Origin of the sequence: Noviherbaspirillum saxi (genome assembly GCF_003591035.1) — a bacterium.
In the GTDB taxonomy this organism is placed as follows: domain Bacteria; phylum Pseudomonadota; class Gammaproteobacteria; order Burkholderiales; family Burkholderiaceae_D; genus Noviherbaspirillum; species Noviherbaspirillum saxi.
In genome coordinates, this window is the sequence record NZ_QYUO01000003.1 from 1,401,633 (window position 1) to 1,419,328 (window position 17,696).

A 17,696-nucleotide genomic window follows, 5' to 3' on the forward strand; every position below is an offset into this window, starting at 1 on the left:
CGTGTCGTCGTGGCTTCCACGATCATTTAAGGAAAAGAGATGAGAGACTTTCAGTACTTTGAACCCGTAACGCTATCCGAAGCGGTGTCCCTGCTCCAGAGCGGCAACGGCAAGGCGAGCCTGATCGCCGGCGGCACCGACCTCCTCGTGCAGATCAAGGAACATGTGCGGCAGCCCGACCATGTCATCAATATCAAGAAAATTCCTGGCATGGACGATCTGCACTTCGATCCGGAAACCGGATTGCGCATCGGCGCCTTGACCACCACCCGCGCGGTCGAAACCTCGCCGCTGGTGCAACGGCATTATACGAGCCTGGCGCGCGCCACCACCGATTTCGCCTCGATCCAGGTGCGCAACCGGGCAACCGTGGTCGGCAACGTATGCCGCGCCTCGCCTTCTGCGGACACCCTGCCACCGCTGATTGCCGATGGCGCGACGCTGCAGATCTACGGCCCGAAAGGACGCCGCATCGAACGGATGGAAGACTTCTTTACCGGGCCGGGCAAGACCGCGCTCGGCGCCGACGAGATTGTCACCCACATCATGATCCCGCCGCCGGCACCGCACACCGGCAAGGTCTATATCAAGCATGGGCGCCGTATTGCGATGGAACTGGCCACCGTCGGCGTGGCCGTCACCCTGACGATGGAGGGCGATACCTGCCGTGAGGTGCGCATTGTGCTGGCGGCGGTCGCGCCGACGCCGATCCGGGCCAAGCGCGCCGAAGAGTTGTTGCGCAACAAGCGCATCGATCAGGAAGCCATTGCTGCGGCTGCGTTTGCCGCCAAAGAAGAAGCGCGTCCGATCAGCGATGTACGCGGCAGCGATGCTTACCGGCGGCAGATGGTCAGCGTCTTGACAAAAAGAGCCCTTGAACAGGCATTGAAGGAAGCACAATGAAACAGATTATCTCCCTCACCTTGAATGAAGAGCAGCGCGAGCTCGCCATCGAACCACATCACACGCTGCTCGACACCTTGCGCAACGACGCCTGCCTGACCGGCACCAAGAAAGGTTGCGATGTCGGCGAATGCGGTTCATGCACTGTCATCCTCGATGGCAAACCAGTGAATTCCTGCCTGGTGCTGGCCGGTGAAGTCAATGGCTGCAAGATCACCACGATTGAAGGCATCCAGCGCTCCTGCGATGAAGTCCATCCGCTGCAGGACAACTTCATGAAGTGCGGCGCTGCACAATGCGGATTCTGTACTCCCGGCTTCATCGTGATGGCGAAAGCGCTGCTCGATGAAAATCCGGCGCCGTCCACTGACGAAATCCGGTTCGCCATTGCCGGCAATATCTGCCGCTGCACCGGTTATACAAAAATTATCGAAGCGATCGACCGCACCGCCGGCCAGATGAATGAAAGCACACAGGGGGAAACACGATGACACATTCGATTATCGGCACCAGCGTCAAGCGTACCGACCTGTTGGCGAAAGTGACCGGCGATGCCAAGTATGTGGCGGACATGAACATGCCTGGCCTCCTGTTCGGAAAAACCAAGCGGTGCAACGTCGCCCATGCGCTGATCAAGCGCATCGACGTCAGCAAGGCCCGTGCGCTGCCCGGCGTCAAGGCAGTGCTGACCCATGAGAATGTTCCCCGCGTGCTGCACGCCGGTTCCCCGCACCCGCGCTCGGCGTCGGTCACCTGCGACCAGTACATCCTCGATAACAAGGTGCGCTACTGGGGTGAAGGTGTCGCCGTGGTCGCCGCGATAAGCGAAGAAATCGCCGAGAAGGCCATTGGCCTGATCGAAGTGGAATACGAAGAATTGCCGGCCGTATTTACCGTGGAAGACGCACAGCGTCCCGACGCGCCCCTGATCCATGATCGCGAACCCGGCGGCAATCTTGTTTTGCCGCCCGCCATTTTCACGCGCGGAGACGTGGAAAAGGGTTTTGCCGAAGCCGACTTTATTCTCGAAGGAGAATATGAAGGCGGACGTCCGACGCCGGCTTACATGGAACCGAACGTCTGTACCTGCCAATGGGATGGCAACGGCAACCTGACGGTATGGATCTCCACCCAGACCGCCTTCATGGTGCGCGGCATCATGGCCGAAGTGCTCGGCCTGCCCCTGCACAAGGTCCGCGTGCTGGTCGACCATATGGGCGGCGGCTTTGGTGCGAAACAGGATTTGTTCCAGCACGAGTTCCTGTGTGCGCTGCTGGCGAAAGAAACCAAACGCCCGGTACGCATGGAGTTCACGCGCGAGGAAACCTTCCTCGGCGGCCGCACCCGGCATCCTGCAAAAATCTGGCTCAAGCAGGGTTTCAGGAAAGACGGCACGATCACCGCGCGTCAGGCACGTGTCGTATTCAACTCCGGCGCATACGGTTCGCATGGCCCGGGCGTCACCAACGTCGGCACCTCCGCCTTGGTTTCTTTATATCGCTGCGAGAACGTGCATCTGGAAGGCCGCTGCGTGTACACCAACAGTCCGATCGCCGGCGCGTTCCGCGGCTACGGCGTGGTACAGACCTATTACGCGCTGGATATCCAGATGGATGAGGCAGCGGTGAAACTGGGCATGGACCCGGCAGAACTGAAATTGCAGAACGCGGTGCGCGAAGGCGATATCGCACCATCCAATCATCCCTTGATCGGTCACGGACTGGAAGCCTGCATCAAGAAGGGTATGGAGTTGACCGACTGGCGCAACCTGCGCCGCCAGCCGCGCAAGGTGGAAGGCCCGATCCGTTACGGCTGGGGCGTAGGCTGCGAGATGCACGGCAGCAGCGCCTATCCCGGCATCAAGGAGCAAGGCAATGCCATCGTCAAGATGAATGAAGACGGCACGGCGGTACTGCTGACCGGTACTGCGGGACTCGGCACCGGGGCGCACACGGCGCTGGCGCAGATTGTCGCCGAAGAACTCGGCTTGAAATTCGAGGACGTATCGGTAGTCCATGGCGACACCGATGTCGTCCCTTGGGATATTGGCGCGTTCGCGAGCCATACCACCTATATGGGTGGACGTGCCGCCCAGATGGCCGCTGCCGAAGTGAAGAAGCAGATGCTCAAGCGCGCCGCGGAGCAGCTCGACGCCAGGATCGACGACCTGGTGGTGGCACAGGGCGACATCACCGTGCGCGCGCGGCCCGGCCTGCGCATGACAGTGCGTGAAGCCGTGATGCCGAAAAAAGGCATTCCTGCGGCGCAGCTGGTCGGCACCGCCACCTACCATCCGACCAAGTCCTACTCGTTCGCCGCCCATTTCGTTGAAGTGCGCGTCGATACCGAAACCGGCTACATCACGGTCGAGCAGGTGATCCCGGTGCACGAGATCGGCAAGGTCATCCATCCTGTCGCGGCGGCCGGCCAGATCGAAGGCGGTATCCAGCAAGGTATCGGGCACACGTTGTACGAGGACTATCAAATCGACATGCGCACCGGCCGGTCTCTCAATGCCAATTTCGTCGATTACAAGATGCCGCTGGCAATGGACATGCCGCCGATCAAAACCGTGATCCTCGAAAACGCACCGGACCCGGGCGGACCGTTCGGCGCGAAGGGAGTCGGCGAAGATCCTATCGTCGCCATCGGTCCGGCCATCGCCAATGCAGTATACGACGCGATCGGCGTGCGTTTCCGGCATTACCCGATCAAGCCGGAACAAGTCCTGACCGCGCTGGCGCAATTGAAAGGCGAACAGCAGACCGCATAGGCTTTACCGCTTATCAATAAGCACAGCGCAGCCATCCGGCAAAGAACCGCATGTTCCCTTCCCGCGAGAAGGAACATGTGCGTCCCTCACCCGTCATTCCCGCGAAAGCGAGAATCCATAAGCCGATGGGACAGGCAGCGACCTGAATAGTCGTAGCCGAAGTGCAGGCTCTGTATGGATACCCGATTTCTCGGGTATGACGAGGGGAGCAGGCACTGTAGATGTGTCCTTGCCGCTTCCGCATGGCTTCGGAAGCCACTTTTCACGACACGGGAGTAATGCAATGTCGAACACGACATTCGACCAACATGTTGGCGACGCCACGGAAAGACTGCACCTCAGTGCTTTCAATGCCGCTTTCTACGAACTCGGCCTGCGATGGCACTGGGATGATGCGACCTATCACGAACTGCGTCGCCATCCTTGTGAAAAGGAACGCGTACGCATTTATCTGCAAATGCATCAGCCCCATTTGCTCACCGCCTACGACGCCAGCTTTCTGGTCGAGGCCATCCATGCAGTCAAAGCGCGCCGTTTCGAAGCAATGACGCATTGCGGCACGCAAGCCGCCACGGATGTGGACTGGGCGGCCGTGCAGCGCTTTAAGCGTGACATTTGACGACCGCTTGGCCCACAGACCTTCAAGAAAATCTAAGTAACTTAAAAGGACATGCAATGGAACATCGGCTACCCGCCCTCCCCTACGCTGCGGATGCGCTACAACCTTATATATCGAAGGAAAGCATCGATTACCACTACGGCAAGCATCATCTGACCTATGTCACCAACCTGAACAACCTGGTAAAGGGTGGCGAGTTCGAACATGCTTCGCTGGAAGAGATCGTCAGGGATTCCGCGGGCAGTCTGTTCAACAACGCAGCCCAGATCTGGAACCATACCTTCTTCTGGAATTGCATGGCGCCTGAAGGTGGTGGAGCGCCGGTCGGTTTGCTGGCGGGAGCCATCGTGGTGCGATGGGGTTCGATCAGCAAGTTCAAGGAAGAATTCACGCGCGCGTGCGTCAGCAACTTCGGTTCCGGGTGGACCTGGCTGGTACGAAAACCGGATGGCTCACTCGACATCGTGAATACCGCCAATGCCGGCACGCCGATCCTCACCAGCGATGTGCCGCTGCTGACCTGCGACGTTTGGGAACATGCGTACTACATTGACTATCGCAATGCGCGCGCCAAATTTGTCGAGGCATTCTGGAATGTTGTCAACTGGGATTTCGTTGCGCAAAATTTTGCGGCTCAGGAGCGATGTGTTTCGTTAGAAGATAGTTCGGAATAAATACCTTTAACGTATTGAGAGAGCAGCCTGAAATGCACTCAAATAGTTGTAATCAGAGAGCTGCTTATCTTCACTATTTGCGTTGCATCCTCATTCTTCATGAATCTGCGCGAACTGAAAAGAAAGGTAGTCGATTAGTGCTCGAACCGACGGCAGCAATCCGCGCCTAGATGGGAATACCACATGTACAACACCACCTTTGGGTACCCAATCAGGAACAAGTTTCACCAGTTGGCCTTGGCGCAATTCATCCGTCATCATCATCGTGGGTAGCTGTACGATCCCTGCTCCAGCCATAGCGGCTATGCGCAGCATTATCATGTCGTCGGTTACTAATCTCGGAGTGTGATGCAGCGTTGCCTTGGTGCCGCCAGGACCATCCAGATCCCAGGCGTGCTCGGACTGAGCGGGGCCAAGATCAAGAGTCGGCAGACGATTCAAATCAGCCGGCACGATGACTCCCCCATGCTTTTCGAGCAGGGTTGGGCTAGCAACGATGCACCAGGCTCGCTCAGCTAGCACTTTCATCACCAAGTCACTATCCTGTAGTGGAGGCGGGCGCACGCGGATAGCCAAGTCTATCCCCTCTCCAATCACATCGACCCGGCGATTGGTCGCCTCCAGGTGCACGGTGACTTTCCGGTTCTCCGCCATGAAGTCGGCCACCATCTGGCCTACACGAGCATGCAGGAGTGCAACCGGACAGGTCATTCTGACAAGGCCACTTGGTTCCGAACGAATTTGCTCTATCGCCTGTTGCGCGGCTTCCGCCTCGACCAGCATCGCCGCACAGTGGGTGTAGTAACTCTGTCCCAGTTCTGTCACCGAGAACCGTCGTGTTGAGCGTTGGATAAGACGAACGCCTAGTTGCTCTTCCAGCAATGCCACGCGTCGGCTCAACTTTGATTTAGGGATACCCAGTGCTCGTCCGGCCGGGGCAAATCCTTGGTATTCGACCACTTTGGCAAAGTAGAGCAAGTCATTGAGATCTCTAAACATGTAGCCTCTTTTGTTCCATTGGTAGAACGCTGAGAACGTATTTTGCTACCTATTGCTTAAAACTGCCATGCATTACGCTACTTCCATCCCCGACGGCCCTATTGGCCTAGACTCAGGAGTAGATGATGAAAAAGATTCTTGGCATTTATAGCAGCCCCGGCAACATTGGGTCGGGAATGGTTTCCCGGTGCGCACACTGTTCTCCTATAACCAATTTGATCGGCATCTGAGCCCCTTCCTGATGCTGGACTATGCTGGTCCTGTGGATTTCAAACCAGCAGCACACCCGCGCGGCGTCGGACCGCACCCGCACCGAGGATTCGAAACCGTCACCATCGAGTAGTCGGAACCCCTGTTGCCCGCTCCATGCCACAGGGATTTTTTTTGCCGGAGTAAGACACCGGTCAACTTGCAAAGGAGAAATACTATGAGTGCCCCAGCCAACTTCAACGGCCAACGCCCGGTTATTGATCCCAACGATGCCGTCATGTTGCTGATTGACCATCAGAGCGGTCTGTTTCAAACCATCGGCGACATGCCTATGACCGAATTGCGTGCGCGCGCCACCGCACTCGCAAAAATGGCGACGCTGTCCAAACTTCCCGTGATCACCACTGCTTCGGTGCCGCAGGGCCCCAACGGCCCGCTGATTCCGGAAATCCATGAGAACGCACCGCACGCCAAATATGTGGCACGGAAGGGAGAGATCAATGCTTGGGATAATCCGGACTTTGTTGCCGCTGTCAAGGAAACCGGCCGCAAGACGTTGATCATTGCCGGCACCATTACCAGTGTGTGCCTGGCTTTCCCTTCCATCAGTGCAGTAGCTGATGGCTACAAGGTGTTTGCCGTGATCGATGCTTCGGGCACCTACTCGAAGATGGCGCAGGAAATCACCTTGGCTCGCGTAATGCAGGCCGGCGTGGTACCAATGGATACCGCTGCCGTGGCATCCGAATTACAGAAAACCTGGAATCGCGATGATGCACAGCAGTGGGCCGAGGTCTATACCAAGATCTTCCCGGCGTATCAACTGCTAATTGAAAGCTACATGAAAGCGCAGGCAGTTCAGAAGAACAATGAGGTGCTGGATTCCCAACGCTAAGGAGTACGATCGGCTTGGCTCATCCACGCTTACTTGGTTTATTCAGACAGACCTTAGCCTAGGCTCACCACCTCAGCTATCAAGCACAGCGTGGGGCCATTCCCCTCCTTGGACCAACTCTTCGATCACCGTGCGCAAGATGTCAATCATTTCTTCAGTTGCCCTCGAAGGTGGGCGGTCAGACGCGCGCGCAATTATGCGCCGTAGATGTAATCCCTCAATTGGGATCGCATTCAAACGACCAGCTTCTAGGTCTTCCTTGACGGCGGCGGCGAAATGCACGGTCAGGCCTACACCATCACGCACCAGGCGTTTCGCGACTTCGACAGTCTCGACCTCGACCATCTGGTTAAGTTCAACACCAGCGCGTGCCGCACCGACCTCTAGTTCAAGCCGCACACCTGACTTTGCGACGCCAGTCATCACGAGCGGCAAGCCACCAAACTGTTTCAGTTTAGCTTTCGGTGCATGCATTCGCTTATCGTCGGGCCGGCCGATGAGGCAGATATCTTCAGTCAGGAGAGGAAAGGTCACAAGATTGGTACCTTGCGCAGGATAGTTAAGCACTGCTAGGTCTACCGTTCCCTGCAAAAGCATGCCCTGCAGCGACTGCGCGAGACCCTCGACGATTCGAAGCCTAACGTCGGGCATCCTCCGGTGCACTGCGCGGGTTAACGGCACGGCCAACAATAACGCCAAGCCAGGTGAAAGGCCGACGGCGACTGGACCACGCGGGTCACGCTGGCGCGCCATCATGTCCTGCTTTAACTGCTCGGCGTATCGCAGCAAGAAGGACGCTCGCTCAAGAAGAAACAGGGCCTCTTCGGTTGGTGTAGCTCCTCTCGCATGCCGCACGAAAAGCTGCACCCCCAGTTCTTCCTCTAACAGTTGAATCTGGCGTGTGAGCGCGGGCTGCGCAACATGGAGAACGTTCGCTGCGCGACCAAAGTGCTGCTGGTTCGCCAGCACAATGAAGTAGCGAAGTTGCCTAAGGTCCATCGAGTGCCTTCTGTTGTGTTCTATTGGCGTTTCTGCGAGTGGCAGACGCTCAATGCCGAATTGTTATGGAATCACTCAAAAAATTATACTGGACCTGTTCCTCAGCGACTATCTATATTGACGCCTACAGAGCGCGAAATGAAGTGTTCTGATCCGCAAAACAGGCAGCAAATAAAGGAATGAAACTTGACATCACTTCCCAAGAAATGGGGAGTTGCCCGCATCGTACCCTAGAACTCTCCGTGGCAATCAGTTAGCGAAACCAAGTTCAAGCCGCAATAGCACCAAATTGAAGAGACCAACCCATGGCACCCACAAAGCTCGTCACATCAACTGCTCCCTCGCAGCAGTCTATCCCAGCCAATCCGCAAGCATTACTCAACGCCGTCCTGGAAGCAAACAAGGGTACGCATGACCCGCGGACGAGAACCGTTCTGGACGCGCTCATACGGCATCTTCATGCATTCGCTTCCGAAGTGAAGCTCACCTACGAGGAGCTCCACGCGGGGCTCGACTTCATGGTTCGCGTGGGGCAGGCCACAGGGCCGGCGAAGCACGAAGGTATCCTGCTTGCCGACATTCTTGGACTGGCCACGCTCGTTCTTTTAATGGATGCGAAAGCTGTATTGGCCGCCGGAGGAACGGAACCCGCACTTATAGGGCCGTTTTGGAGAAGCAATCAACCGGTCAGACCCAACGGCGCACGCATAGCGGCGGACGGCACGACCGGAGCAGCCCTGTTTGTCCACGGACGCGTCCTGTCGCTGAATGGCGAACCCATCCAAGGTGCGCGCGTTGAGACATGGCAAGCATCTCCTGGTGGTCTGTACGAGAATCAGGATCCTGAGCAGGAAGACATGAACCTACGCGCGGTCTTCGAGACCGACGCCAACGGCAGATTCTGGTTTGAAAGCGTCAAACCGTCCGGGTACGGTGTTCCGATTGACGGTCCTTGTGGAGAGCTGTTGTCCCTGCAAAATCGTGATCACATGCGACCGGCGCATCTGCATTTTATTGCCATCGCACCTGGTCACAAAGTCTTGACCACCCAGATTTTTGACGAGCGCGACCCCTACGCATACAGCGATGCAGCCTTCGGTGCAGTCGGGTCGCTACTGCGCGAGTTCCAGCCGGACAGCCAGGGTCATTTCCATCTCGACGTGGAGTTGCGGCTTGAACCCGGCGAGACGCGAATTCCTAAGCCGCCCTTGCCTTAACAATGCGTCCATAAGTAGCTATAGGACGGGGCTTCAAGTACGAGAGTCACCTTCACCATGTATATCAGCTGCCGCATGCTTCGTCTCGGCGCAAAGCTGCAGGCCAAGCGCGCCTGTTGCGCGATAACTCGGCCAAGCCATGCAAGGTCCAACTCATTATGCCAAACACATAGCAAGACGATCCCCAAAACGCCATCACAAACAAAACAGGAGACAAGGATGAAAACAATCCATTCGAAGTGAATGCCAACATAACAAGCGGTCCCAGATTTGGCACCTTAGCCCCATGGCTTACGCCAATGTAACCCCACGAAGCCCGCTGCCCGTGCATCAGCAAGGGCAATCGTCTCTACAGTTAATAAAGGCATCTTATGAAGAAGCAATTTTTCTCGCTGCTGGCGCTTGGACTCGCAAGCACAGCGTTCGCTCAATCATCCGTCACGGTGTTCGGCAGCATCGACCTGAACGTGACCCGCTCGAAGGCCGGTAGCAATTCAGTCACCGGCATGGACCAAGGCGGCTACCTGCTGCCAAGCCGAATCGGTTTCCGCGGAACCGAAGACCTTGGCGGCGGTCTCTCCGCAGGATTTTGGCTTGAAACTGCTGTCCTACCCGACACCGGTGCCTCTCAGGGGGCGTTATTCGGACGCCGCTCGACCGTGAGCTTGGCCAGCAAACAGTACGGAGAGCTGCGTATGGGACGGGACTACACTCCCATATTTTGGAACGTCTCGCATTTCACGCCCTTTGGAACGGTCGGTGTCGGCGGGAGCAGTAACATCATCGAAGGCTGGCCCCTCGGACTGGGCAGCGCAAGGACTCAGTCCCGGGCGAGTAACTCCGTTGGCTATTTCCTGCCGCGCACGCTGGGCGGCGTCTATGGTCAGCTCATGTTCGCATTCGATGAAGATGTGGATGGGGCGAAGCACCAAGGTGGTCGCATTGGCTACGAGGCCGGCCCACTGAACATTGCCGCCGCATACGGGACGACCCCTGCCGGCGGAAGCGACTTCAAGACGGCCACTGTCGGCGGCACTTATGACTTTGGCGCGCTCAAGGCTTATGTGAACTATCTTCAATACAAGCTGGCCAGCGACAAACAAACTAACGTGCTGGTCGGCGCGGCCATTCCCTTCGGTGGGGGGACTATCAAGGCCTCCATCGCTCGCTCAGACCGGTCGGGCCCTGGCCTCGACGCAGACGATGCACGCCAAGTCGCCATCGGATACGTATACCCCTTAAGCAAGCGCACGACACTCTACACTGCCTATTCGCACATCACCAATGACGGTAACGCGGCTTACGTGACGGCGGATTCGTCTCCGGCGGGTGTGCCTGGCGAGAAGTCATCCGGCTTTCAGTTTGGCATCAATCACGCGTTCTAACAATAGGAAGCGCAACGCTCGTGTGGCAAGCTCGGTTTCTGACCGAGCTTGCATAGAGTACATGGATCGTTCAACAGATAGAACGCTGAGTGTCGATTCCACTACCTATACGGGGAGTTGGACTGGATATATATTGCTTATCGACGACGGAGCATGTGGCGGAAAGCAGGATGGATGCGACAAGGATACTTGGGGTTTATCATGCTCCGCGCGCGTACTGGGCCAGCGACGCATTCCCGGTGCAGTCAATGTTTTCATATTAAAACCATGTAGAACCATGGGAAGCAACTCAGTCCATTTCTTCTACTCGATTTCGCGGGCCCAGCCGTTTCCGTCAATTACCCATTCACGCGGAATAGACCGGCCACCATCGCGCAAATGAAATAATCCGATCGTCTACAAGGGTGACGTTGCCCTCGCGATTCAATGGGAAACAGTGGCGTACTTGGTCCGCGCTGGCCGGCATGGCGAAGTAATTTCGCAAGCATAGTAATAGCCAAAGACCAAGAAGCCTTCCCACTGCACGCGCTAACAGTTTAACAACACGGTTTTATTAGACCGTTTTCGACGGGCCCGGTGAAACGGGAGTTATCGCTACCTTTTGACCGGGTGCTTAGTATGTGTCGATTTCTTCTCACATGGTTTGTCTCCGCGATGACTGCGAGCGCGCATCGTCTAAGTCCAGACCATATACCTCCTTTGGACGTCGTTGACGTTGTGGAATCAATCTTGTCAGACAGTCGCGCTCAGAAGTTAGGACTCGTTCCGACGCTCCAACGCATAGAAGCCGCATTGGGTTTTCTTCCCGCTGAATGTCTTCCGCTTATCGCCACGCAAATGGGAACGACAGCTGCGCAAGTGCAAGATACCTTCGACCAGTCGCGCCGCCACGGTTTGTGAGATGTGATGTCATGCGACTTGGTTCATTCAACGTCTCATGGGGCCTCATCTAAGCCGTGCGAAGTTGCTCAGGAACGCGCACGGCGTATTGGCATCAATACTGTCCCATTCGTGATTACCAAGGCAATCGATTACATGATGGATTGACGGGGGCGTTTACGCGCTATATCGATGAATTAGGTTCTGAGACCAACAACAACTTTGCCGACAAGGTGTTGCGCTCGGCTGCCGCCGGGGAAAAACTGGCTGCATTGCGATTCTGACGCTCACAACAAGCGCGCTAGAGCGGTGTATAGCCTCATCGGTCCACCAAAAAATCGTGGTCATGATACGGCCGTCATAGAAGACGGACTTTTTTCCTAATCCACTCTACCAACATGTGGAAGCTCATACCACTCATATAAGAAAGGTGCACATGATTTTAGATCCAGTCTTTTACCTTGTAGCGATCCCAGCGGTTCTTTTGACCGGCGTCTCAAAGGGCGGATTTGGCGGTGCGCTCGGTGGTATTGCCGTGCCACTGATGGCGTCCGTCATATCTCCACGCCAGGCGGCAGGCATTCTTCTGCCTATTCTGTGTCTCACGGATCTATTTGGACTACGCCTCTACTTTGGAAAATGGGACCGTCGTCTGTTGAGTGTTTTGTTACCCGGAGCCTTGGTCGGCGTCACGCTGGGCACACTAGCGTTCGGAATCTTTAACGAATCTTCCGTCCGCCTGCTCATTGGCGTTATCTCTGTACTCTTCGTTGTGTGGAGGTGGTTTTTGCCGCTCGGAACGCAGATTGCAGCACCGTCGCGCCTCAACGGAGTTTGTATGGGGGGCTTATCGGGTTTCGCCAGCTTCGTAGCGCATGCCGGAGGTCCTCCTGTCATGATTTACCTGCTGCCGCAACGTCTGGACAAGACGACCTATATCGCCACTATGAGCTTTTTCTTTCTGACGACGAATGCGATCAAACTCGTGCCATATGCCTCACTCGGCCAGCTTTCGAATGAAAACCTGCTTGCCAGCTTAGCGCTAGCTCCCCTGGTGCCAATAGGCATGTACCTTGGTAACTGGCTTCAAAAGCGCGTGAATCATCTTTGGTTTTACCGCATTGCTCAGACAGCATTATTGGTCACCGGGCTGCAGCTGATTTATCAAGCCATGGATAGCGAGAGCGGGTTTCTGACCTCTCTGGCGAGAGGGATTTGAGCGGCTGCACCACGCTTCATCCTGGTCGTTCAGTGGTGTACGCGGAATATAACTTATTGTTATCGAGCCTAATCAAAAATGGTATTGGATCGATCATATGAGCTTCATTACAGTGATGCTTCAAGAGAGTGGCCAGCCGCTATCTTTATCCGAAAATTCTCATTGCAAAAAGGAATCGACATGGACATCACACCTAAAGAAATGGAAGAAACCCGTATCGCCCGCTGGGGCAAGGTCGAGCCGTACGGCGAAACTTTCATCGAAAGCCGTCTGCCCGGCATGAAAAAAAATATATACAAGATTATCAACCGCGGCGTCCTCGAGAACAAAGGTGTCGTACCCGCGATCCCCGGTGATCACCGCTTCAGCGTGACGTTCATCGAAGTGCCGGTCGGCCAGGGCGCCAGCCTGCATGCGCACAAGACCGAAGAGGTGTTCTGCCCGCTGAATGGCCGCATGGAGGTGCTTTGGAGCGATGACAAGGGCCAGCAGTACTCAGTGATGCTAAACCAGTGGGACGTTATCTCGTGCCCGATCGGCGTGATGCGCGGCTTCCGTAATCCGAACGATCACGCTCTGGTCGTTTACTCCGTGGTTGGCGGAAACGACGAGGAAGTGGGACGCATCGCCTGGCATCCCGACGTGATTAAGGCAGCCGAGAGCACGGGGTTAGTGTATGGCGAGGATGGCTACATCAAGGAGTCGACTCCGACGTAAGGAGAGGGGGTCGTTTGACGGCCCTCGCTAGCTCTGAGAGTTCGCCAAAAATCATCCGCCCCCCCAAAAAACCTTCCAGCCACAGGAGCACCTGAAATGACACAACTTGCCAACGCCCACGCCGAAGAGCCGGCACAGAAGACCACGATTCCCGCCAATCCCCAAGCATTGCTGGATGCGGTACTTCGCGCCAACCAAGCTACCGCCGATCCGCGCACGCGAGCTGTGCTCGATGCGGCGATCCGGCATCTGCATGCGTTCGCGTCGGAGGTCAAGCTTACCTACGAAGAGTTGCACAAGGGACTGGACTTCATGGTTCGCGTCGGGCAGGCAACTGGTCCGGAGAAACATGAAGGCATCCTGCTGGCCGATATTCTCGGGCTCGCAACGCTTGTCGTATTGATGGACGCCAAGGCTGCGCTGGCCGCCGGAGGCACCGAGCCTGCGCTGATCGGGCCGTTCTGGCGTGAAAACCAGCCAGTGCGGCCAAACGGCGCGCGCATCGCTAGCGATGAGACTACTGGTGAGCGGCTATTCGTGACTGGACGAGTCCTGTCGCTAGACGGCACACCGATCGCCGGCGCACGTGTGGAAACCTGGCAGGCTGCGCCGAGTGGTTTGTACGAAAACCAGGACGCACATCAGGAAGACATGAACTTGCGCGCCCGATTCGAAACCGACGCTGAGGGCCGTTTCTGGTTCGATAGCGTCAAGCCATCGGGCTACGGTGTCCCCACCGACGGCCCCTGCGGCGACCTGCTCGCGCTGCAGGGCCGTCATCACATGCGACCGGCGCACCTGCACTTTATCGTGATCGCTCCGGATCACAAGGTGCTTGCGACTCAGATCTTCGACGCGCTCGATCCCTACGCCTATAGCGACGCGGCGTTCGGCGCCGTAGGCTCGCTGCTTCGCAGCTTCGAGCCGGACGGCGAGTCCGGCTACAAGCTCGACCTGGAGCTGCGCGTAGAGCCTGGCCAATCCAACCTCCCGCGCCCCCCTTTGCCCTGACCAAACATCAGGCATGAACGGCGTCGTCGCGCGCCGACGAGCCACTCCTTTAATGAAAGTAATACGATCATGAAATCATCCGCCCGTGCACTACGCCTCATCGATAAGGCCGACAGCCCTGACACGCTTCGTCCGCAGCTCGTCGAAATCCTGCAACCACAAGCGCCCGCTGGCAGCGCGGTGATCGAAGTCTTGGCTGCCGCGATCAATCCAAGCGATGTCAAGGCGGCCCTCGGCATGATGCCGTACGCGGTCTGGCCGCGCACTCCAGGACGCGACTACGCCGGCAAAGTGGTTGCCGGCCCAGCCGAATGGCTCGGCGCCAATGTCTGGGGGACCGGCGGCGATCTCGGAATCACGCGCGATGGTACGCACGCGCGCTACCTCATATTGCCGGTCGAGGCGCTGGTGCACAGGCCGGCACATATTTCGCTGGCAGCGGCAGCAACGGTTGGCGTTCCATTCGTGACGGCATTCGAAGGGCTGCGGCGCGCCGATCTCAAAGGCAAAGGGCAGACAGTGCTGGTGCTCGGCTCCAACGGCAAGGTCGGTCAGGCTGCAGTGCAGCTCGCGACGCGGGCCGGCGCTCGCGTGATCGGCGTCGAGCGTGGCGGCGCGCGCTACGTCGGCCATGCGAGTTCACCGATCGAGGTCTTCGACGGTACCCGTAGCGACTTGGCCAGCGCAGTATTAGCGGCAACCGACGGTCAAGGCGTCGACATCGCCTACAACACCGTAGGCTCGCCATACTTCCAGGCCGCGCTCGACGCGTTGCGGATAGGCGGCGTGCAGATTCTGATCTCGACGCCGGACCGCAACGTGCCGTTCGACATTATGGCCTTCTATCGGCGGGACTTGCGATTGCTCGGCGTGGACAGCCTCAAGCTCAATGCCACGCAGTGCGCCGACGTCTTCCGCGTCCTGCTGCCGGGCTTCGAAAACGGCAGCCTGCGTGCCTTCGACGTCAGCGACAGCAGCCTGCTTCCGCTTGACAATGCGGTAGAGGCTTATCGACAGGTGCTCGAAGGCTCGAAGGAACGCCTCGTGCTGGAGCCTTAAGGAGCGATGCCATGCACGTGATGTGTTTCGATCAGGCTCCAAGCTATCACGCCGACGGCCATTTTCGGATGAGCATGCGTCAGCTACAGGGCAAGCAGGCTGGCCCGTCCGACATCGTCTGGATCGGTCTATCGATCATCGAGCCGGGCGGCGGCACCGTCGTGTCGGCGGCGCGGGTCGAAAAATTCTACGTTGTCGTCGAAGGCGCGCTCGAGGTGTCGGCCCAGATCGATGATTCGCCACCGACCGTCGCCGTGCTCGGAGTTCTGGACAGTTGTCGCATCGCCCCGGGCGAGACGCGGCGTCTGCACAACCGATCGGACCAGCTCTGTAAGGTGATGCTCGTCATGCCCAACTGAGACGACAGAGGCATCGTTTCTGTCCCTTTTTATTATTACAACAGGAGAAGACAATGAATTACAACCGCCGCAAGACCCTTCATCTCATCGCCGCCGCTGTTGCCGGCTCAGTCGCACTTCCCGCGTCGTTGCACGCGCAAGAACCCTACCCGACAAAATTGGTCACCATGGTCGTTCCATTCACGGCTGGTTCAACCACTGACGTCGTCGGCCGGGTGGTGGGCGAACGGCTCGCAAATTATTTGGGGCAGTCGGTCATCGTCGATAATCGGCCTGGTGCCGGTGGGACGCTCGGGGCCGGCCTGGTCGCCGCTTCGGTGCCGGATGGCCACACGCTTCTGGTTCACTCGGCCGGCCATGTCGCGAACGCGGCGCTGTATCCGTCGCTGAAGTATGACACTATGAAGGACTTTACGCCGGTCACCATGCTCGCGACGATGCCGAACGTCTTGGTGGTAGCACCTGACAAGGGATACGCTTCGCTGAAGGACCTGGTAGAGAAAGTCAAGGCCGCCCCCGGCAAGTTCACGTATGCCTCGTCTGGCAACGGCAGTGCGTCGCACATCGCCGGCGAGAAGTTCCGACTCGCAGTAGGTCTCGAGGTTACGCATGTGCCCTACCGCGGAACACCGCAGGGGCTGAACGATGTGATGGGCGGGCGCGTCGACTGGTTCATGGCCCCGCTCGCAGTCGCAACGCAGCTGATCGCAGGCGGCAAGCTTCAGGCGCTGGCGATCGGATCGGCGAAGCGCTCACCCCTGCTGCCAAACGTTCCCACTACCACCGAGGCCGGTTTTCCCGGAGCAGACTACACCTTCTGGGTCGGCCTGTTTGCGCCTTCCAAGATCCCGAAGCCCGCTTTGGACCGTCTGCACATAGAATCCCTGCGCGCGCTGAAATCTCCTGAGGTGCGCAGCCATCTCGGCAAGCTTGGCGCCGAACTCAACGAGATGACGCAGTCGCAGTTCGCGCAGTTCGTGCGTGATGAAACGGTGGAAACGGCCAAGCTGATCAAGCAGGCAGGCATCCGGGTCGACTGATTCGGCTACAACGGATCTGTACTTCCCCTGATCGCTCATAGTCGCATGGAGTGGTCGGAAGGCTGAATCGACATATCGCGTGTAGCGGACAAGCCTGCAGAAAGCAGGCTTGAAAGCATCAGCAGTAGTGTACTTTCTGCCCTCGTTCTTCTAGCAGAAGAGCGCGGCCACGATCGCCGACAGGAATCTGCTGAATGCGGCGTATTACGAACTGCGTCGCCATCCTTGTGAAAATGAACGCGTACGCATTTATCGACAAACGCATCAGCTCCATTTGCTCACCGCCTATGACGCGAGCTTTCTGGTTGAGACAATCCATGCAGTCAAAGCACGCCGCTTTGAAGCAATGAAGCATTGCGGCACGCACGCCGCGCCGGATGTGGACTGGGCCACCGTATAGCGCTTCAAGCGCGACATTTGAGATCGTGCGAAACGCATCTTAACGGAAGGCGTCCGCACTCCCGCACGCCATCGTTATTGAAAGTCCGGGCGCTGTACCCCGTCGGTCTGGTTGCAATTGGGGCATGAAATGACAATGCCTCCGAATACATTCGTCAGGCTCTTCTCGGCGCCACCTTCGGTTGCGGTCCATGTCTCTCCACACTGCAAACACTCCACGGACACGGATGCCACTGACTTTTGCCCGCTTTCCGCCGTACCGTCTTCCCCTTTCGCGTCCGACGGTATCTCTTGCATCTGCACATTCCAGACCTTGAATCCTTTTGCGTCTCCGGCCAT

The 17,696-nt window shown here is 57.4% G+C and carries 17 protein-coding genes and 1 pseudogene; 15 read left to right on the forward strand and 3 right to left on the reverse strand.

The window, feature by feature from the left end; all coding sequences use genetic code 11:
* Nucleotides 1-39 precede the first annotated feature (39 nt).
* The 5 genes from D3871_RS29445 to D3871_RS29465 all read left to right on the forward strand — a co-directional run bounded on the left by D3871_RS29445 (nt 40) and on the right by D3871_RS29465 (nt 4,969).
* Nucleotides 40-903: an FAD binding domain-containing protein gene (locus D3871_RS29445; RefSeq protein ID WP_119772691.1), complete on the forward strand. Its 864-nt coding sequence runs from the start codon at nt 40-42 to the stop codon at nt 901-903.
* Nucleotides 900-1,394: a (2Fe-2S)-binding protein gene (locus D3871_RS29450; protein ID WP_119772692.1), complete on the forward strand. Its 495-nt coding sequence runs from the start codon at nt 900-902 to the stop codon at nt 1,392-1,394. Before D3871_RS29445 ends, D3871_RS29450 begins: the two co-directional genes overlap by 4 nt.
* Nucleotides 1,391-3,676 (forward strand): xanthine dehydrogenase family protein molybdopterin-binding subunit, encoded by a 2,286-nt coding sequence (locus tag D3871_RS29455; protein ID WP_119772693.1) that lies wholly within the window; start codon nt 1,391-1,393, stop codon nt 3,674-3,676. The genes D3871_RS29450 and D3871_RS29455 overlap by 4 nt, the downstream gene beginning before the upstream one ends.
* Nucleotides 3,677-3,959: 283 nt before the next feature.
* The gene (locus tag D3871_RS29460; RefSeq protein WP_119772694.1) at nt 3,960-4,295 is read left to right on the forward strand and encodes an HAD family hydrolase; all 336 of its coding nucleotides are present in this window, start codon (nt 3,960-3,962) and stop codon (nt 4,293-4,295) included.
* A 56-nt stretch (nt 4,296-4,351) separates the two neighbouring features.
* On the forward strand, nt 4,352-4,969 hold the full coding sequence (locus D3871_RS29465; protein WP_119772695.1) for a superoxide dismutase: 618 nt from the start codon (nt 4,352-4,354) through the stop codon (nt 4,967-4,969).
* Between the two features lie 90 nt (nt 4,970-5,059).
* On the opposite strand, the gene D3871_RS29470 is transcribed toward D3871_RS29465, so the two are convergent.
* On the reverse strand, nt 5,060-5,968 hold the full coding sequence (locus tag D3871_RS29470; RefSeq protein ID WP_119772696.1) for a LysR family transcriptional regulator: 909 nt from the start codon (nt 5,966-5,968) through the stop codon (nt 5,060-5,062).
* 125 nt (nt 5,969-6,093) lie between these two features.
* Between D3871_RS29470 and D3871_RS29475 the strand changes: the two are divergent.
* Nucleotides 6,094-6,305: pseudogene (locus D3871_RS29475) on the forward strand (pirin family protein); the annotation flags it as partial.
* A 90-nt stretch (nt 6,306-6,395) separates the two neighbouring features.
* Nucleotides 6,396-7,073, forward strand: coding sequence for a hydrolase (locus D3871_RS29480; RefSeq protein ID WP_119772697.1), 678 nt, complete (start codon nt 6,396-6,398; stop codon nt 7,071-7,073).
* Between the two features lie 72 nt (nt 7,074-7,145).
* On the opposite strand, the gene D3871_RS29485 is transcribed toward D3871_RS29480, so the two are convergent.
* Nucleotides 7,146-8,072 (reverse strand): LysR family transcriptional regulator, encoded by a 927-nt coding sequence (locus D3871_RS29485; protein ID WP_119772698.1) that lies wholly within the window; start codon nt 8,070-8,072, stop codon nt 7,146-7,148.
* Between the two features lie 305 nt (nt 8,073-8,377).
* Between D3871_RS29485 and D3871_RS29490 the strand changes: the two genes are divergently transcribed.
* From D3871_RS29490 to D3871_RS29525, 8 genes are all read left to right on the forward strand, one after another.
* Nucleotides 8,378-9,289, forward strand: coding sequence for a dioxygenase family protein (locus tag D3871_RS29490; protein WP_119772699.1), 912 nt, complete (start codon nt 8,378-8,380; stop codon nt 9,287-9,289).
* Nucleotides 9,290-9,660: 371 nt separating this feature from the next.
* Nucleotides 9,661-10,674, forward strand: coding sequence for a porin (locus tag D3871_RS29495; RefSeq protein ID WP_119772700.1), 1,014 nt, complete (start codon nt 9,661-9,663; stop codon nt 10,672-10,674).
* 1,315 nt (nt 10,675-11,989) lie between these two features.
* The gene (locus tag D3871_RS29500; protein ID WP_119772701.1) at nt 11,990-12,772 is read left to right on the forward strand and encodes a sulfite exporter TauE/SafE family protein; all 783 of its coding nucleotides are present in this window, start codon (nt 11,990-11,992) and stop codon (nt 12,770-12,772) included.
* A 180-nt stretch (nt 12,773-12,952) separates the two neighbouring features.
* Entirely contained in the window at nt 12,953-13,489 is a 537-nt protein-coding gene (locus D3871_RS29505; RefSeq protein ID WP_119772702.1) for a cupin domain-containing protein, read from the forward strand.
* A gap of 96 nt (nt 13,490-13,585) precedes the next feature.
* On the forward strand, nt 13,586-14,500 hold the full coding sequence (locus tag D3871_RS29510) for a dioxygenase family protein (protein WP_119772703.1): 915 nt from the start codon (nt 13,586-13,588) through the stop codon (nt 14,498-14,500).
* A 69-nt stretch (nt 14,501-14,569) separates the two neighbouring features.
* Nucleotides 14,570-15,559: a quinone oxidoreductase family protein gene (locus D3871_RS29515; RefSeq protein WP_119772704.1), complete on the forward strand. Its 990-nt coding sequence runs from the start codon at nt 14,570-14,572 to the stop codon at nt 15,557-15,559.
* An 11-nt stretch (nt 15,560-15,570) separates the two neighbouring features.
* On the forward strand, nt 15,571-15,918 hold the full coding sequence (locus tag D3871_RS29520; RefSeq protein WP_119772705.1) for a cupin domain-containing protein: 348 nt from the start codon (nt 15,571-15,573) through the stop codon (nt 15,916-15,918).
* 53 nt (nt 15,919-15,971) lie between these two features.
* Complete coding sequence (locus D3871_RS29525) at nt 15,972-16,958, forward strand: Bug family tripartite tricarboxylate transporter substrate binding protein (RefSeq protein ID WP_119772706.1); 987 nt, start codon at nt 15,972-15,974, stop codon at nt 16,956-16,958.
* 474 nt (nt 16,959-17,432) lie between these two features.
* Here the strand turns inward: D3871_RS29525 and D3871_RS29535 are convergent, their stop codons facing one another.
* Nucleotides 17,433-17,696: a hypothetical protein gene (locus tag D3871_RS29535; RefSeq protein ID WP_119772708.1), complete on the reverse strand. Its 264-nt coding sequence runs from the start codon at nt 17,694-17,696 to the stop codon at nt 17,433-17,435.

Coding starts and splice junctions, on each gene's coding strand:
- D3871_RS29445 (WP_119772691.1), top strand. CDS start 40: ATGAGAGACTTTCAGTACTTTGAACCCGTAACGCTATCCGAAGCGGTG.
- D3871_RS29450 (WP_119772692.1), top strand. CDS start 900: ATGAAACAGATTATCTCCCTCACCTTGAATGAAGAGCAGCGCGAGCTC.
- D3871_RS29455 (WP_119772693.1), top strand. CDS start 1,391: ATGACACATTCGATTATCGGCACCAGCGTCAAGCGTACCGACCTGTTG.
- D3871_RS29460 (WP_119772694.1), top strand. CDS start 3,960: ATGTCGAACACGACATTCGACCAACATGTTGGCGACGCCACGGAAAGA.
- D3871_RS29465 (WP_119772695.1), top strand. CDS start 4,352: ATGGAACATCGGCTACCCGCCCTCCCCTACGCTGCGGATGCGCTACAA.
- D3871_RS29470 (WP_119772696.1), bottom strand. CDS start 5,968: ATGTTTAGAGATCTCAATGACTTGCTCTACTTTGCCAAAGTGGTCGAA.
- D3871_RS29480 (WP_119772697.1), top strand. CDS start 6,396: ATGAGTGCCCCAGCCAACTTCAACGGCCAACGCCCGGTTATTGATCCC.
- D3871_RS29485 (WP_119772698.1), bottom strand. CDS start 8,072: ATGGACCTTAGGCAACTTCGCTACTTCATTGTGCTGGCGAACCAGCAG.
- D3871_RS29490 (WP_119772699.1), top strand. CDS start 8,378: ATGGCACCCACAAAGCTCGTCACATCAACTGCTCCCTCGCAGCAGTCT.
- D3871_RS29495 (WP_119772700.1), top strand. CDS start 9,661: ATGAAGAAGCAATTTTTCTCGCTGCTGGCGCTTGGACTCGCAAGCACA.
- D3871_RS29500 (WP_119772701.1), top strand. CDS start 11,990: ATGATTTTAGATCCAGTCTTTTACCTTGTAGCGATCCCAGCGGTTCTT.
- D3871_RS29505 (WP_119772702.1), top strand. CDS start 12,953: ATGGACATCACACCTAAAGAAATGGAAGAAACCCGTATCGCCCGCTGG.
- D3871_RS29510 (WP_119772703.1), top strand. CDS start 13,586: ATGACACAACTTGCCAACGCCCACGCCGAAGAGCCGGCACAGAAGACC.
- D3871_RS29515 (WP_119772704.1), top strand. CDS start 14,570: ATGAAATCATCCGCCCGTGCACTACGCCTCATCGATAAGGCCGACAGC.
- D3871_RS29520 (WP_119772705.1), top strand. CDS start 15,571: ATGCACGTGATGTGTTTCGATCAGGCTCCAAGCTATCACGCCGACGGC.
- D3871_RS29525 (WP_119772706.1), top strand. CDS start 15,972: ATGAATTACAACCGCCGCAAGACCCTTCATCTCATCGCCGCCGCTGTT.
- D3871_RS29535 (WP_119772708.1), bottom strand. CDS start 17,696: ATGGCCGGAGACGCAAAAGGATTCAAGGTCTGGAATGTGCAGATGCAA.